Origin of the sequence: Proteus sp. G2673 (assembly GCF_009915125.1) — a bacterium.
In the GTDB taxonomy this organism is placed as follows: domain Bacteria; phylum Pseudomonadota; class Gammaproteobacteria; order Enterobacterales; family Enterobacteriaceae; genus Proteus; species Proteus penneri.
In genome coordinates this window covers 145,686-162,235 of the sequence record NZ_JAABLT010000010.1, presented here as the reverse complement: position 1 = coordinate 162,235, position 16,550 = coordinate 145,686, and the positions used below count along the sequence as shown (strand labels likewise).

Sequence of the window (16,550 nt, the reverse complement as noted above, 5' to 3'; positions counted from 1 at the left end):
ACTTTTTCTTAAAATAAAGAGATTTGCTGTGTCTCTTTGGACAGAGGTAATGCTGTTTTCGTTTAAACTGTGTTAAAGTAAAATGAGTGACCAAACAAATAATTTTAGCGTTGTTATACAGCACGAAATACCGCATCAGCGCGGTGTTTTTTTGTTTCTAATAAGGCTATAACACTATTTCAACACAGAAACATCGAAAAAATGGGAATTAGACCTATTTTTCGGTTACCGTTAGAACAATGTTCAGAACGTTGGGCTGGTGTCGCATAACTCCCTGCGTTAGTTTCTAGCTGTTTATCAGCACGAAGCCACTGATGACGGAAGCACATAAATACTTATGAAAAAAAGTTATCCCACACTGCTGGCCACCCTAGTTTGGGCCACAATATATGGTCAGCCTGCTTATGCTGATCTTGCCTCCCAATGTTTACTGGGAGTTCCTGTTTATAATAAACCGTTAGTACAAGGCGATCCCAACAGCTTGCCTGTCACTATCACTGCAAATGATATGCAAGGTGAATATCCTCGCATGATCAAATATAAAGGTGATGTTGATATTAAACAGGGCAACCAAACCTTAAGTGCAGACAGTGTTGAACTAACACAAACTGAGGGAGAAACACCATTAAGAATGGTCACAGCAACGGGAAATGTCTCTTATGATGATCCTCAAATCATCTTAAAAGGGCCTCGCGCTTGGTCTAATCTTAATAATAAAGATACGGATATCGAACAAGGTAATTACCAAATGGTTGGCCGCCAAGGCCGTGGTTACGCAAATAAAATGCAAATGCGTGGCGAAAATCGCTATACCATTATGGATAAAGGTATGTTCACTTCTTGTTTACCGGGAGATGATAGCTGGAGCGTTGTCGGCTCAGAGGTTATTTTAGACCGTGAAGAGCAAGTTGCTGAAATCTGGAATGCACGTTTTCGCGTCGCTAATGTGCCTATCTTTTATAGTCCTTACCTTCAATTACCGATTGGCGACAAACGTCGCTCTGGCTTCTTAATTCCTAACGGAAGCTATTCTCGTAGCTCAGGCTTTGATTTCCAATTACCTTATTATTGGAATATTGCCCCTAATTATGATGCCACCATTACAACCAACTATATCAGTCGTCGTGGTTTAAAATTAGATAACGAATTCCGTTATTTAACAACCCCAGGACGCGGTACCATCGCGGTAGATTGGATCAATCACGATAGCCAATACAATAAAGACAAAGAAGAAAATAAAGCAGGCTATCTTCCTCGTGACACCGCTACACGTTGGTTATTCTACTGGGGCCACAGTGGTGTTATGAACAATGTGTGGCGATTTAATATCGATTATACAAAAGTAAGTGATAATAAATACTTCACTGATTTCACCTCTCAATACGGTAATACGACTGATGGTTATGCGACTCAGAAATTTAGTACGGGTTATGCACAACAGAACTGGAATGCCACATTAACCACTAAACAGTTCCAAATTTTCTCTGATAATAAAGATGCAAAAGCTTATCGTGCCGAACCCCAGCTTGATCTGAATTATTATAAGAATGATATCGGGCCATTTGATTTCCGAACTTATGCTCAATTTGCGCGTTTCACCAGCGTGGGTGATAACACGCCTGAAGCAAATCGTTTCCATATTGAGCCAACAATATCCTTACCTTTATCAACTGGTTGGGCTAGCTTTAATAATGAATTGAAAGTAATGGCAACTCATTACGATCAAGATATTCCTGATGCGTATAAGCAAAAGAACCCTAATCAATTAGACGATAATGTAAACCGTGTACTACCACAGTTTAAATCTGATATGAAAGTGGTTTTCGAACGCCAATATCAAACCAATAATATTACACAGACCCTCGAACCTCGTGTGCAATATCTTTATGTCCCTTATAAAGACCAATCTAACATCAACAACTTTGACTCTGCATTATTACAGTCAAACTATGGCGGATTATTCCGCGACAGAATGTACGGGGGTCTAGACCGTATTGCCTCTGCAAACCAATTCACCACAGGGGTAACTTCGCGTTTTTATGATAGCGAATTAGTTGAACGTTTTAACGTTTCTATAGGTCAAATCTACTTCTTTGAACGTCCAAGAACCGGTCCATCATCTATTGGTGAAATAATTAACAGTAAAGATGAAAGTGGCTCTATGGTCTGGGCGGGTGATGCTTATTGGCGTATCACTGATACCGTAGGTATGCGCGGAGGTTTACAGTATGACCGTCGTTTAGGTAGCGTCTCAATGGGTGATGCTATAATGGAATATCGTGCCGATAGTGATCATCTTTTACAGTTGAGCTATCGCTATGTGGATCGCGATTATATTCAAGCAACACGTGTTCGCCCTTATGATGGAAAAATGCAACCACTACCTGAATACCAAAAAGGTATTTCTCAAGTCGGCGTGGTCGGTAGTTGGCCATTAGCCGAACGTTGGGGCCTTGTGGGATCGTATTACTTTGATACCAAAGAATCAGAGCCTGTTAGCCAAATGGTTGGTCTACAATACAACACGTGTTGCTGGGCTGTGAATGTGGGTTATGAACGAAAAATTGTTGGTTGGAAAGTTGACCACAGCGATATTGATAATAAATGGTCTGTCAATGTGGAACTCAGAGGCCTAAGTAACAATCATAGTTTGGGTAGCCAGAAAATGCTTGAACGCGGTATCTTACCTTATCAAAGAGCATTCTGATTTAATCAGACTACGGAATTGGCTGAATAAATATGTCATCCCGCAACAAGATGCGGAAAACACATAATGGGAAACTTATGAAAAATTGGAAAACGCTGTTTATCGGCTTAATGATCACGGTCGGTGCAGCTACCAGCTCAACAACATTTGCTGCACAAGAATTAAACCGTGTATCGGCTATCGTCAATAACGGTGTCGTTCTAGAAAGTGACGTTAATAGAATGCTACAGACTGTCAAAATGAACGCAAAAAATGCGGGTCAAGAAATGCCAGATGAGCAAGTTCTTCGCCAACAAATTCTAGAGCGTTTGGTGATGGATAACATCATTTTGCAAATGGCACAACAAATGCAAATTGATATTCCTGATGCCGCAGTAGAATCGACAATTCAGGGTATTGCTGCTGAAAATAAACTTTCACTAGATCAATTGAAAAAACGTCTCGCAGCGGATGGTATTTCTTACAACGATTATCGCCAAGATATTCGTAAAGAGATGATGCTAGCCGAAGTTCGTAACAATGAAGTGCGTCGCCGTATTACTATTTTACCTCAAGAAGTTGATTCTCTTGCTAAACAAATTGAAGGCCAAGCAAGCCAACGTGTTGATCTCAACCTAAGCCACATCTTAATTCCATTATCAGAAAATCCTGCACCAGCTGAAATAGAAAAAGCCCAGCAAGTCATTACTCGCATTATGAATCAGCTAAAAAATGGTACAGATTTTGGTAAATTAGCTGCAACTTATTCTGCTGATCCACAAGCTTTAAATGGCGGTAATATGGGCTGGGCATCTATTGATGAATTACCAACGCTATTTGCGAAAGAGTTGATAGATGCGCAAAAAGGCCAAATCGTAGGACCTATTCACTCTGGTGTTGGCTTACACATTATCAAAGTAAACGATATTCGTGGTGGCTCTAATACCCTCTCTGTTACGGAAGTTAAAAGCCGTCATATTCTGCTAAAAAGCTCACCAATCATGAGTGATGAGCAAGCCTATGCCAAGTTACAGCAAATCTCTGCCGATATTCGCAGTGGTAAAATAACTTTTGCTGATGCTGCAAGAGAGTACTCTGAAGATCCAGGTTCAGCATTGCGTGGCGGTGAGTTAGGATGGTCAATGCCTGATGTTTACGATCCGGCATTCCGTGATGCGTTAATGCGCTTAAATAAAAACGAATTAAGCCAACCTGTTCGCTCAAATTTTGGCTGGCATTTAATTGAATTAGAAGACACTCGTAGTGTTGATAAAACAGATGCCGCTAATAAAGAACAAGCATACCGTTTACTCTTCAACCGTAAATTTAATGAAGAAGTACAAAACTGGATGCAAGAGCTACGAGTAGGGGCTTATGTGAAAATAATGAACGAGAATAATGCAAACTAAGCAAATAAAACCACTTGTTATCACCCCCGGCGAACCAGCCGGGGTTGGTCCTGACCTAATTATCTCATTAGCACAAATGAGTTGGGATTTACCTTGGGTTGTTTGTGCTGATCCTCAGTTACTTAAAACAAGAGCAGAATTGTTAAACCTGCCTCTTTCATTAGTTGAATACGATCCTGCCACACCACCTAAAACACACACACCAAGCCAAATTTGTGTACTCCCAATCACACTTCACACCAATGTCATTCCAAGTACATTAGATGCGCGCAATGGATTATACGTTGTAGAAACATTAGCTCGTGCTTGTGATGGTTGCCTAAACGGTGAATTTGCAGCACTCGTGACGGGGCCGGTTCATAAAGGCATAATCAATGATGCAGGTGTGCATTTTACTGGACACACCGAGTTTTTTGCTGATCGTAGCCACTGTGAACGTGTTGTCATGATGCTAGCAACAGATACATTAAGAGTTGCATTAGCAACCACACATTTGCCTCTGCGGGATGTCGCTGATGCAATTACAGGCGAGCTTCTGCATGAAATTATCACTATTTTAAACCACGATTTAAAAACCAAATTTGGCATAGCAGAACCTCAAATTTACGTTTGTGGCCTTAATCCTCATGCGGGAGAAAGCGGTCATATGGGACGTGAAGAAATTGATATTATTGAGCCTGCATTAGCACAATTACGTCAGCAAGGCGTTCATCTTCATGGACCTTATCCTGCTGATACTTTATTTCAACCAAAATATTTAACACATGCTGATGCGGTACTTGCGATGTATCACGATCAGGGATTACCTGTGCTAAAATATGAAGGTTTCGGTCGCGCCGTGAATATCACTCTCGGTCTTCCTTTTATCCGTACTTCTGTTGATCATGGCACCGCCCTTGAGCTTGCAGGTACGAAAAGCGCAGATGCTGGCAGTTTTTGCACCGCATTAAATTTAGCCATTAATATGATACAAAATTGTAATGAATAATAGAGTCCATCAGGGGCACTTTGCCCGCAAACGCTTCGGGCAGAACTTTTTAACAGACAGCTATATTATTGAAAGTATTGTTGAATCCATTTACCCTCAACCTGGTCAAGCCATTGTTGAAATTGGCCCTGGTTTAGGAGCAATTACAGAGCCAGTAGGCGCAAGAATGGATAAAATGACGGTTGTAGAAATTGACCGTGATTTAGCCGCTCGTTTAGAAGTTCATCCTACATTAAAAGACAAGCTGACCATTATTCAGCAAGATGCAATGACGATCGATTTTGCACAATTAGCAAAAGAGCGTCAGCAGCCTCTGCGTGTTTTTGGTAACTTGCCTTATAACATTTCTACACCACTCATGTTCCACTTATTCAGTTTTGCCGACGCAATCTCTGATATGACATTTATGTTGCAAAAAGAGGTGGTTAATCGCCTTGTTGCGGGTCACGGTAGCAAAACTTATGGTCGCTTAAGTGTGATGGCGCAATATTATTGCCAAATCATCCCTGTACTTGAAGTTCCACCAACTTCATTTAAACCTGCACCTAAAGTTGATTCAGCGGTTGTTCGTTTGATCCCTTATAAAGAAAAACCATACCCAGTAACGGATATTGCAATGCTTAGCCGTATTACCGCTCAAGCATTCAATCAACGCCGTAAAACACTACGCAATAGCTTAGGTGGATTACTCACAGCAGAAGATATGATAGCACTTGATATCGACCCAACAGCAAGAGCTGAAAATATCTCTGTTGAGCAATATTGCAAAGTGGCAAACTGGTTATCGCAAAAGCAAGACTCACAAGCATAAGATAAAGCCAGAGACAGGAGGCACTATGTTCACCTCATCAAAAGTGGCGATACAGGTACAAAGCGTTTACATTGAAAGCCAATCATCTCCTGAAGATGAACGATATGTTTTTGCTTATACCATATCAATTCATAATTTGAATAAATGTGCAATTCGCCTCCTGCGCCGCTATTGGTTAATCACCAATGCACAAGGTAATACCACTGAAGTTCGAGGTGAAGGTGTTGTCGGCGAACAGCCCCTTATCGAGCCAGGCACACAATACCGCTATACCAGCGGAGCCGTTCTTGAAACACCAATGGGAACAATGGAAGGTCATTATGAAATGATTGACACTGATGGTCGATTATTTCAAATCGAGATCCCTGTTTTCCGCCTTGCACTCCCAACATTGATAAACTAACTATGGCAACTTATTTAATTGGTGACATTCATGGTTGTTACCGTGAATTGCGCCACCTTCTTGATAAAGTCAGTTTCGAGCCAGCACAAGATACATTATGGTTAACGGGAGATCTTGTTGCACGAGGCCCTGACTCACTTGAAGTACTGCGCTTTGTAAAAAGTTTAGGCAATTCACTAAAGCTCGTCTTGGGCAATCATGATCTTCATCTTTTAGGTGTATTTGCAAAAATTAGTCGCAATAAACCAAGAGATAAGCTGAATGACTTACTTAATGCACCTGATGCAGATGAATTAATTAATTGGTTAAGACGTCAACCTGTATTGCAAATTGATGAAGACAAGAAAATCATCATGGCTCATGCTGGGATCACGCCACAATGGGATTTAGAAACAGCCAAAATGTGTGCGCGTGAAGTTGAAGCTATTTTAAGTAGTGATAGCTACCCTTTATTTATTAACTCAATGTATGGCGATTTACCAAACAATTGGTCACCAGAACTTTCGGGACTAGCACGATTACGCTTCAGTACTAATGCACTCACTCGTATGCGTTACTGCTTTCCCAATGGTCAGCTCGATATGATTTGTAAAGATAAACCACAAGACGCACCAGCACCATTAAAGCCTTGGTTCGATTTACCAAGCCAGTTACCTGAAGGTTATAGTATTGTATTTGGGCATTGGGCCTCTCTTGAAGGAAAAGGCACTCCTGATAATGTTTATGCATTAGATACGGGATGTTGCTGGGGTGGTAATCTCACTTGTTTACGTTGGGAAGACAAACAATATTTCACTCAATCTAGCCTATCAGCCCCCAAATAACGCACTTATTATCCCTTTACTTCTTCTTGCGCAAAATGGCGACATTGCCTTTTGCGCTATGTCGATTTTATCCTCACATATAACTTAATGACTCTTTTTTATTCTAAAGAGAACGTTTTATACACAAAAACGAACACCTTAAAATACCCATAAATTTAATCATTAATAATCAATAAGTTATTTTTTTTCATAGTAAAATAAGTATCAAAAAATACGATATTGGGAATAAAAAACCTCTATATTGATTAATATCTCATATATTATTCTTATAAAATGAATTTATTAAAATATAAATAATGATTAGCTTAAAATAAATCTCTGTTTATAAAAAATATTTAAGTAGAATAATAAATCTTGCTTCTTATTATTTTTATATGAATAAAATAGGAATAATAAAAAGGGAGATATTTAATCTCCCTTTTTATTTAATTCTTGTTATTTTCTTCTTTTTAATATTTCGAAGCAGTAGTTATGAGAGTTATTTTCATCTGCTTCATGATATTCCATAAAAGTAGAATCCCACTCATCAGGCTCATAATCTGGGAATGTTGTATCACCGATGACTTCAGCATCGATGTGAGTTAGATAAAGTGTATTTGCCATAGGCAGAAATTGCTCATACACTTTACCGCCTCCTATAACCATGATTTCATCATGATTTTCAGCAGCTTGCAAAGCTTCTTCTACAGACTTCACCCAAACAACTTCACTATCTGTTCCTGGTTGGCTACTTAACACAATATTGAGACGATTCGGTAAAGGACGACCAATAGATTCATAAGTCACCCGGCCCATAATAACGGGTTTATTTAGCGTATTCTTTTTAAACCATGCGAGGTCACCCGGTAATGTCCAAGGCATTGCCTTTTCCATACCAATAATGCGATCCATCGCTAATGCTGCGATTAAACTAATATTCATTTACACACCTACGGGTAAAGATGGGAAAAAACTGCTCACACTATACGTAAAGCTAAAACCTGAGTCGATACAAATTATGCTTCCTTGATAATAAATAATTGCTTTATACTCGAAGTGTTAACTTAATCATATAAGATTCAATCATTATAATATTGTTATATACAAGGCGCTATTATGCTTGAAACTTCTTTAGTTGTTTTTACAATTGCTTTACTCGGTATGATCTCACCAGGTCCTGACTTTTTTCTCGTTGTAAAAAATGCGGCGCGTTATCAACGATCTGCAGCAATGATGACTGCAATGGGGATTGTGGCAGCATTACTTGTGCATATGTCATATTGTGTTGCAGGTATTGCCGTTCTTATCACCACAACACCTTGGCTCTTTTCTATTTTAAAATATGCAGGTGCTGTTTATTTGCTATGGATTGGTTTTCAAAGTTTGCTCTCAAAATCTAATCATTCGATTGATGAAAAAACAGCACAACATTCACAAATCAGTTTTAAGAAAGCTTTTATGCAAGGTTTTCTCTGTAATTTACTCAACCCTAAAGCCACTTTGTTCTTTCTTGCCGTTTTCACTCAGGTATTAAGTATCGATTCAAGCATCGGTGAAAAATTATGGTATGCCTTTATTATTTGGGGATTAGCTGTCGTTTATTGGCCTTTGCTCGTTTTATTAATTCAAAGTGCACCAGTGAGAAAAGTACTCAATAAAATCCAAAAAAGTATTGATAAAGTTTTAGGTGTGGTACTGATTGGATTAGGTATTAAAGTGGCATTGAGTTAAATAAAAACCTCTTTGATAAGATTTATTAGAGAGGTATAACTCATTTATAATAAATTTAAACTCCAATCATTATCACTCTTTAAACACTCAATAATATCTAGTAAAACCCTTTCGTTATCAAGATAATTAGAGTTATTTTTCATTTTAATTAAAATAAAGTCATAGTTATCCCTAATAACTTTCGCTATATTGTTTTTCATTTCATCACTGCTTATATTTTTACTAAAAAAATTCTTTATTTTTCGATTATAATCAGATATAAAACATTCATCCCCTGCTGTTTTTTCTTTTTCTTTAATAATGTCCTCGTATTCTAACACGCCAGACCGAAGCATATTGTCCACAAACGCCTTGACACCTTCATTATTTTTTAATTTATTAAGAGATTTATTATTAATACTAACAAAGTCTGAATTTATTAAATTATTATTTTTGAATTCTATTTTTTCACACCCCACCAAAAGAGTAGATAAATTATTTAATCTATCATGTTGATCTAAATTTAATAAATAAGTCAAACTAGTCTTAATATTAAATATTTTCTTTATAAAAAAAGATATTTTAGATGAAAAACTTTTATTCTCCTCCCTTACATAAAAGCTGCTGAAACTATTTGAAATACTATTAATTGCATTTTTTATTTTCTTTTTTTCTTTTCTATCTATATTGAAATCTGTTATTGCTGTAGCTTGAGTACAATAATTCATTATCTTCATAATAACTCCTTATTTCATAGTAGAATAATCCTCTTTTTATCTATATATTCATACCGAAAAAAGCCCTTATTACTAAGGGCCTTTTATAGAAAAAAACCTAAATATAATTAGAAATTAATTTTCAATGTTGCATTGATACCACTTGTACTTACATCACTATTATATTGGCCTTGGTAATACAGCCCGAAGGTAGTTGATTTACTTAATTGCGCATCAACACCTAAGCCAACACCAAACAAATTATCCAGCTTACCACCGCGTAATGTTGCATCACCGGAATTTGATAAGAACAGACGTGATTCAGGACGATTGTCACCAAACAGATGGCTTGCAGAAATATCGCCTTTTAATGCCATATTTATATTGCCAGCCATAAATGGATAACCACCACGTAAACCGATAGTACCGACTTGAATATCTTGTGAATCAGTCTTAGTGGTAAATTTCATATTACCGACATTTTCATTGATATCATCTGTTGATACGCGTAACCAGCTAAATCCTGCGTATGGCTCAATCGAGTATTGATTAGTATTAAATTGAGTATAAGCACCTTCTAAGAAAATTTGAGTAATTTTTGCATCATAACTGGTTGAGTTATAACCTGCATTTTGTCCCACCCAAAGTGTTCTTTTTGCATCTCTATCTTGATTAGTATGGGTGAAACCATAGTTTAATGAAGCCACATCATACAAATTAGACACACCATAAGCACCAATATGGATATCGTTGCTATCTATTTTACCGTGTTCATTACCTTTATATTTGGTTGAGCCGGCACCAAAGAAGAGACCTACTTTCGTATTTTCAGTCACATCAATTTCTGCACCTAATAACCCCGCATAGAAATCAACATCCATATTGCTATGACCATAATCAGCATTACCCCATTGACCAATGCCGGTCATCCAAATACGGGCGTTACTGTTATCCAATGTAGCATAGCGGCCTTGACCAATACCCATAGCTTGATCTTTCACTGTACGAGTTAACCCTAAAACATTTACGACACTCGCACTGTTAGCATTTAAATACATATCACTCCCTAATGATCCATAGGTCTTATTCAGATCTCTTTCATTCATAGGAAGTACAGCATTAAATAAATCGCCACTGCCAGTGATATCTAATGTATTAGCAATAGAACGGCCATTTTCATTATTTGCAAAAGTGGCTAAAGAGGTATTTTCTTTCTTACTTAATGTGCCTGTAATGGTGTTATCTTTTACAGAAACATTTTTATCAAATAATGCATAATCACTATTTGAAGCCACGTTGTTATTCGCTAACATTTTTGTTTTGGTGCGATTATCAACTAAATTGTCTGCATTTACAGTGCCTGTCGCAACAGCGTTGTTAAGATAAATATCTTTTAACTGACCTTCATTATCTGCACCGATATCTAAATTTGCCCCTTTATTTAAGGACATATCGCCGACATTAACATCGTGCCCGACGGTCACTAAATATGTCCCTTTATCATTGATATTAATATTGGTTTTATGACTCTCATTTGATGCTAATTGACCTTGTTGTGTGAAAGTATCGTTATAGCGATCAATAACACTTAATTTACCGCCATTCACATTAACCGCTTCTGTACCAAACGATTCTGTAAAGCCATATAAAGTACCTTGTCCGACTGTTGTACCACCACGATAAGTATTATCGCCAGTCATCACCAACGTACCTTCACCTTTCTTGACTAAAGCGCCATCATATAACCCAGCGTCAATTTTCGCTTGAATAGCATCAGCACGTTTTTGGTAATACTCTTTACGCCATTTTTCAGCATCTTCTTTGCTGACAATGTGTGAAGTTGGATCTGGGTTACCGTCGTTGATAACAAAATCCGTTCCTAGATTGTAATCACCACCCGCCGAAATGCCTTTCTCTTGGTACTCTTTCAGCCATGATAAATCTTCTTGTTCTCGCAGATCTAACGCAGTTTGTGAAATATCATTTGTCCAAACATCAAGCGGTGTCATGCTTAAGTTATATTCAAACTTACCTAAGAATTGACCAGGGCCATACATTCCTTTATCTAAATCAGGAGTCCCCCAACCATAACGTACATCAGGCGTACCTTCAGCTGCCGTCCAACTATCATATAAAGAGCCATCTGGATTATGGTGATTGGCAGTTGTGAACATCACATCACGTACTTGCATCGCATTCATTGATTGATAACGCGACATTAAGACGCCCATAGCACCTGTAACATGAGGTGCAGCCATAGATGTACCACTAAAGGTATCCCAACCTGCATTTCCCTCTTCATCAACAACTGACGAATAAATGTAACGACCCGGAGCAACCACCGTCCACCATTTCGCATTCCCTGCTTCATTAAAGATTTTTTCTAATTCATAACCCGACTTGTCTGCATTCTGTTTAAGACCTGCAACTGCAATCCAATGTTTTTCTGCTTCAGGATTAAAGTAAGGATAAAGGGGGCGATAATAAGGCTGGGCAAAATCGCGGTTACCGGTTGTAAAGACTTGCACAACATTCGTGCCTTTTACTGCATCATAAGCGGCATCAACAAAAGAAGGTTTATCACCATAGACTTTTTTGAAATAAAAATATTCGTATTCAGTTTGTGCTGTGGTATCAACCGGCATGTGCTCAGTTGTCTTACCACCATCAGGACCTTTCGTCGGAACTGTATTAATAATTCGTGGGTTGGTTCCCCAGCTATTATTAATCACCTGAGCGCCTGCATCGACCATGGCTTTCCAGCCAGTGTAGAAGTAGGTGTAATCTTGGTAAGGGCCGTAGTTATTGCTATCTGTTGCCCCCGTATTTCCTAAATAAACATCAGCACCCCATGCAACCCCATGCATGCCATTACCGTCACGGCTTGCGCCTACCGTGCCTGTAACATGTGTTCCGTGTGTATCATTCACATCTTTGATCCAGCTTCCATCAACATCAAAGTCTTGACCTTTTTCATAATGTCCCCCCATTTCTTGGGGGTAACGCATGCCTGTTGAACCGTATTGACCTTTGGCTTTAACGGCATGGAAACGTGCATCATTTAATTCAGGATGTGATAATAATGCACCTGAATCCATCACACCTATTTTGGCACCTTGCCCATGAAAACCAAGTGCATAAGCACTAGAGGCATTCATTGCAGCTAGTCCCCAGTCTTTTTGATATTCTTGGCTCTCCCAACTTTTTCTATCACCTAATTGCCCAGTTTCTAAATATGCCACAGAATATCCAGAAAAAAGCAATGCAGATGCAACAAGGGAAAGTTGAAATATATTTTTGTTTATTTTATTCATTTTATGATGATGACTTAAAGCTATTTCTTTGTTCATTCTGTACCTTCAATTATATTAAAATTTAATAACATTAATTAAGGATCAAAAATAAAAGACGCAGAGATTCTCTAGTTTCTAGAAAAATAATTACTTGAAGAACATCCCAAAAATATCACTTAAAACCATAAAAATAGATAGATTGACTAACCAGTCACAAATTAGCAGATAGATTAAACAAAATTAGATCGTTTGTTATTATATTAAAAATAACCAAAATTAACCTATTTCAATATTAATCTCATTAATGACAATATTTAAATCAACTTAATAAAGAGAACTTAAATAAACAAACAAAAATATTAAATTAATTAACAATTTTTTTGGAAATATTTTCTCTATTTAAACTTTAGTCTAAAAAATATAATTCACATTGTTTTTAACATGAAAAAAAACAGTATTTTTATTTGAAAAATACTGTTTTTATTTTAATTTAGTATTACTACTGAATTTTTATTCCGAAGGCGTGACTTCCATTTGTCCTACCATACCTTTATCTGCATTTTCTAATACTTGGCTGTAATATAAGAAAGGGAAATGCGAATAAGAAGGCTGTTTTAATTCCACCAGCAATTCACTTTGATCCTCAATCCAAACAGTATCTTTCCAACCAAAATCAGAGGGTGCAGGTTTCTGACCATTATGATTAATCACTTTAAAACGGGCACCTTCAATATGGAATGGTTGCGGTGTCGGTACTGTTACAAGCCAACGCTCCCAGCCATTTTGCTTACCGACTAAATCAATTCTTGAAAGTTCCCAACGAGCATTATTTATTCCCGGAGGACTGTTATGCAGTTGAATAGTTCTAGGCTGAATAGAGGTAGTGATTTGTGTGTCATCTACCGCTAATTGCGCAGGGACTTTGTCTGTCATTAATGACATTAATCCGGTTGGTTTAATCGTTATTATATTGGTATTACGTAATAAATCTGAAGATTCAAAAATACCACGGAGCCTATCCATAAAGCCGGCACTTTGCCCTGCGGTAATGGTGACGTCACCACCTTCAGACATATCAACCAATATTTCACGTCGCTCCCCTGGAGCCATTGGAATTGACTTCAATTCTACAGGAGATGTTAATAACCCCTGATCAGAAGCGATAAGGTAAAGCGATCGACCATCATTTGCAGTTAATTCATAACGACGAGCATTAGATGCATTCACTAAACGTAAGCGGATCCAACCTCTAGAGACTTCAATATAAGGATCTTCACGTCCATTAACTAACAATGTATCACCATAGAAGCCATCACTAGCAGCTTCTTTGTCGTATTGTGGCGTACCAAAGTTATCAATCCGTTTATCTTGAATGATGATCGGAAAATCATTCACTCCATAATGTTTTGGTAGCGGTAGGGATTTGCTCTCTTCATCTTCCACAATCCACATTCCTACCAATCCATTATAAACATGAGGTGCCATTTTAAACGGTGTATTGGCGTGATACCAACATGTTGTTGCTTTCTGACGAATAGGCAATACCGGCGACCAATAAGCTCCGGGTGACATTAGTCTTGCGGCTCCACCGACTTGAGTGCCCGGAACTAATAAGCCACTTACCGTCATTGATACCGCTTCATTAAGGCGGTTACTATAAATCAGTTTTATATCATCGCCACTTTTGACTTTGATTGTCGGTCCCGGAGTTGAGCCATTGATCCCCCAAACCTGTGCTTTTTGAGTACCATTAAACGCCCAATGCACGTTTTGCAAAGTTAAGAACAGTGGCTGACCACGACGCGATTCCAACAAAGGCGGTATAGGTAATTTTTTATCATTAACTGATTCAGCACGAACAGAAGATATAGAGCCCAGACATACCGCTAAGCCTGTAGCCTGAATAAACTGGCGACGACTAAATGACATACTTTCTCCGCAACAAAATACAAATATTCCTATTGCATAATCAAAATGCTGTGACAGGAAAAAAGCTGCTGTGATTTAAAGACAAAAGGACTTAAATGAAATTACGGGAGCATAATAGCGCGGATGTGACATAAATCCTAAAAATAGTTGATAACCAGCACTCTAAATAATTCAAAATACAACTAGGCAACTAATGAATGAGCCGCTAGTCACATACATAAATATGTAACTAGCGCAAATGAGTGTAGTCAACAACGTTGCACCTTGAAGTATGACGAGTATATGAAGATCAGGCTTATATTTGTACAAACAAAGCAACGAAAAAAGTATTAATTTAACTTACCGGGAAAATCACGTTTATTCATTTCTTCAACTTCTCTATCTAGCTCTTCGATTTTCGCTTTCATAATTTGACGACAATCTTCTGCTAATTCTCGAACTTGATCTTTGGTGTATTTTGAAACGTCAATTGGAGGTAACATTTCAACAATAACGTACCCATTATTCCAACGGTTTAGCTTAATCTTACCCTGTGTTGTTGAAACACAAACAGGAATAATCGGTACGCCCGCTTGAATGGCGGCATGGAATGCCCCCGTTTTAAACGGTAATAGTCCACGGCCACGGCTACGTGTTCCTTCTGGGAACATCCAAACAGAAATCTTCTTCGATTTAATTTGATCAGCAACTTGTGAAATGGTGCCATGTGCTTTAGAGCGGTTTGCTCTATCAATTAAAATATTCCCTGTGATCCAATACAATTGACCAAAAAAAGGAATAAAAATTAAGCTTTTTTTACCTACTGTCACGGTATTAGGTTGAACCGCATTTGACATCGTTACCATATCGAAATTATTTTGATGGTTTCCGATATAAATACTTGGACCATAACTTTTTGCTTCTTTTGGAAAGCGCTCAACGAGTTTGATACCAAAAACAGTAGATAACTTGCCGAATAAGCGTCCATAAGTCATTACATGTTTAGGATTTCTTGGTGAAAACATGCAATAAATCATTCCAAACGTCACCACAATAATGGTGTAAAGAATGACAATGATGCCTCGAATAATGGCTAACATAAGTTTTAGCGTCCTAAATAGAAGTGGGTCAACAGACCCACTCAATATCAATTAAGTATTAGATTTAATTTGTTTCAATATCAATATGATCGATAACTTGAGCACCACGAGGTAAAGAGGTTCCTCGACGTCCACGTTTTGCTTTAAAGCTAACTAACTCATTCATCGACATTGTCATCTTACGTTTACCGAAATGCAATGTAACAGAGGCATTCTCAGGTAATACACGTAACCAAGCGACGTTATCTTCACCACTTGCGGCTTGTGACGCCGGAATAGAAACCATCTGATTTCCTTTTCCTTTTACCATAGTTGGTAATTCAGATGCTTCAAAAATCAGCATTCTACCGCCTTTAGTAATGATCATAATGAGATCAGTGAGCTCATTGTTCAAGCGCTGTGGTGGTAATGGTAATGCATTTTCAGGTAAAGTCAGTAATGATTTTCCTGCTTTATTTTTAGAAGTTAAATCATCAACCTGACAGATAAAACCATAACCGGCATCAGATGCCATGACGATCTTATCGGTATTTTCGCCCATAACAACATGACGCAATTGCGCACCTTTCTGAACTTTTAATCGTTCAGTTAGCGCATCACCTTTGCTACGACCAGAAGGTAATGCATCAACATCAACAGTATAACTTTGACCTGTGGTATCAATTAAGTGTACTGGTTGATTACTCATCCCTTCAACAGCATCAAAATAATCATCACCAGATT

13 protein-coding genes are annotated in these 16,550 nt (G+C 38.0%); 7 read left to right on the top strand and 6 right to left on the bottom strand.

From position 1 onward, the window contains the following. Window positions 1-337: 337 nt before the first annotated feature. Genes lptD through apaH form a run of 6 tightly spaced genes read left to right on the top strand, consistent with a single transcriptional unit; the run spans window position 338 to window position 7,121 of the window. Window positions 338-2,707 carry an LPS assembly protein LptD gene (gene lptD / locus GWI59_RS06015; protein ID WP_161724248.1) on the top strand — a complete coding sequence of 790 codons (2,370 nt, stop codon included), beginning with the start codon at window positions 338-340 and terminating at the stop codon, window positions 2,705-2,707. A gap of 50 nt (window positions 2,708-2,757) precedes the next feature. Beyond that, the gene (gene surA / locus GWI59_RS06010) at window positions 2,758-4,095 is read left to right on the top strand and encodes a peptidylprolyl isomerase SurA (protein WP_109399968.1); all 1,338 of its coding nucleotides are present in this window, start codon (window positions 2,758-2,760) and stop codon (window positions 4,093-4,095) included. Then, window positions 4,085-5,083, top strand: coding sequence for a 4-hydroxythreonine-4-phosphate dehydrogenase PdxA (pdxA, locus tag GWI59_RS06005; protein ID WP_115065606.1), 999 nt, complete (start codon window positions 4,085-4,087; stop codon window positions 5,081-5,083). Before surA ends, pdxA begins: the two co-directional genes overlap by 11 nt. After that, window positions 5,076-5,894 (top strand): 16S rRNA (adenine(1518)-N(6)/adenine(1519)-N(6))-dimethyltransferase RsmA, encoded by an 819-nt coding sequence (gene rsmA / locus GWI59_RS06000; protein ID WP_006535977.1) that lies wholly within the window; start codon window positions 5,076-5,078, stop codon window positions 5,892-5,894. Before pdxA ends, rsmA begins: the two co-directional genes overlap by 8 nt. Window positions 5,895-5,919: 25 nt before the next feature. Beyond that, a complete protein-coding gene (gene apaG / locus GWI59_RS05995) occupies window positions 5,920-6,297 on the top strand; it encodes a Co2+/Mg2+ efflux protein ApaG (protein WP_006535978.1) in 378 nt (125 codons plus the stop codon). A gap of 2 nt (window positions 6,298-6,299) precedes the next feature. Next, the gene (gene apaH / locus GWI59_RS05990; RefSeq protein WP_006535979.1) at window positions 6,300-7,121 is read left to right on the top strand and encodes a bis(5'-nucleosyl)-tetraphosphatase (symmetrical) ApaH; all 822 of its coding nucleotides are present in this window, start codon (window positions 6,300-6,302) and stop codon (window positions 7,119-7,121) included. Window positions 7,122-7,556: 435 nt separating this feature from the next. Here the strand turns inward: apaH and folA are convergent, their stop codons facing one another. After that, a complete protein-coding gene (folA, locus tag GWI59_RS05985) occupies window positions 7,557-8,042 on the bottom strand; it encodes a type 3 dihydrofolate reductase (protein ID WP_006535980.1) in 486 nt (161 codons plus the stop codon). A gap of 174 nt (window positions 8,043-8,216) precedes the next feature. Between folA and GWI59_RS05980 the strand changes: the two genes are divergently transcribed. Next, entirely contained in the window at window positions 8,217-8,831 is a 615-nt protein-coding gene (locus GWI59_RS05980) for a LysE family translocator (protein ID WP_161724246.1), read from the top strand. 44 nt (window positions 8,832-8,875) lie between these two features. Here GWI59_RS05980 and GWI59_RS05975 read toward each other — a convergent pair whose 3' ends face one another. From GWI59_RS05975 to GWI59_RS17675, 5 genes are all read right to left on the bottom strand, one after another. Then, the gene (locus tag GWI59_RS05975; protein ID WP_161724244.1) at window positions 8,876-9,547 is read right to left on the bottom strand and encodes a hypothetical protein; all 672 of its coding nucleotides are present in this window, start codon (window positions 9,545-9,547) and stop codon (window positions 8,876-8,878) included. A 107-nt stretch (window positions 9,548-9,654) separates the two neighbouring features. Further along, window positions 9,655-12,876, bottom strand: a complete 3,222-nt coding sequence (gene pta, locus GWI59_RS05970; RefSeq protein WP_161724242.1) for an autotransporter Pta — start codon at window positions 12,874-12,876, stop codon at window positions 9,655-9,657. 453 nt (window positions 12,877-13,329) lie between these two features. Continuing rightward, on the bottom strand, window positions 13,330-14,748 hold the full coding sequence (gene ftsP / locus GWI59_RS05965) for a cell division protein FtsP (protein WP_161724240.1): 1,419 nt from the start codon (window positions 14,746-14,748) through the stop codon (window positions 13,330-13,332). A 329-nt stretch (window positions 14,749-15,077) separates the two neighbouring features. Beyond that, complete coding sequence (locus GWI59_RS05960) at window positions 15,078-15,827, bottom strand: 1-acylglycerol-3-phosphate O-acyltransferase (RefSeq protein ID WP_072064298.1); 750 nt, start codon at window positions 15,825-15,827, stop codon at window positions 15,078-15,080. A gap of 64 nt (window positions 15,828-15,891) precedes the next feature. Next, a complete protein-coding gene (locus GWI59_RS17675; RefSeq protein WP_228766790.1) occupies window positions 15,892-16,341 on the bottom strand; it encodes a DNA gyrase C-terminal beta-propeller domain-containing protein in 450 nt (149 codons plus the stop codon). Between the last annotated feature and the right edge of the window lie 209 nt (window positions 16,342-16,550).

Excerpts from the sequence above, each read along its gene's own strand:
- surA (WP_109399968.1), top strand. The coding sequence starts at position 2,758 with ATGCGGAAAACACATAATGGGAAACTTATGAAAAATTGGAAAACGCTG.
- GWI59_RS17675 (WP_228766790.1), bottom strand. The coding sequence starts at position 16,341 with ATGGCATCTGATGCCGGTTATGGTTTTATCTGTCAGGTTGATGATTTA.
- lptD (WP_161724248.1), top strand. The coding sequence starts at position 338 with ATGAAAAAAAGTTATCCCACACTGCTGGCCACCCTAGTTTGGGCCACA.
- pdxA (WP_115065606.1), top strand. The coding sequence starts at position 4,085 with ATGCAAACTAAGCAAATAAAACCACTTGTTATCACCCCCGGCGAACCA.
- pta (WP_161724242.1), bottom strand. The coding sequence starts at position 12,876 with ATGAACAAAGAAATAGCTTTAAGTCATCATCATAAAATGAATAAAATA.
- apaG (WP_006535978.1), top strand. The coding sequence starts at position 5,920 with ATGTTCACCTCATCAAAAGTGGCGATACAGGTACAAAGCGTTTACATT.
- apaH (WP_006535979.1), top strand. The coding sequence starts at position 6,300 with ATGGCAACTTATTTAATTGGTGACATTCATGGTTGTTACCGTGAATTG.
- folA (WP_006535980.1), bottom strand. The coding sequence starts at position 8,042 with ATGAATATTAGTTTAATCGCAGCATTAGCGATGGATCGCATTATTGGT.
- GWI59_RS05960 (WP_072064298.1), bottom strand. The coding sequence starts at position 15,827 with ATGTTAGCCATTATTCGAGGCATCATTGTCATTCTTTACACCATTATT.
- rsmA (WP_006535977.1), top strand. The coding sequence starts at position 5,076 with ATGAATAATAGAGTCCATCAGGGGCACTTTGCCCGCAAACGCTTCGGG.
- ftsP (WP_161724240.1), bottom strand. The coding sequence starts at position 14,748 with ATGTCATTTAGTCGTCGCCAGTTTATTCAGGCTACAGGCTTAGCGGTA.
- GWI59_RS05975 (WP_161724244.1), bottom strand. The coding sequence starts at position 9,547 with ATGAAGATAATGAATTATTGTACTCAAGCTACAGCAATAACAGATTTC.
- GWI59_RS05980 (WP_161724246.1), top strand. The coding sequence starts at position 8,217 with ATGCTTGAAACTTCTTTAGTTGTTTTTACAATTGCTTTACTCGGTATG.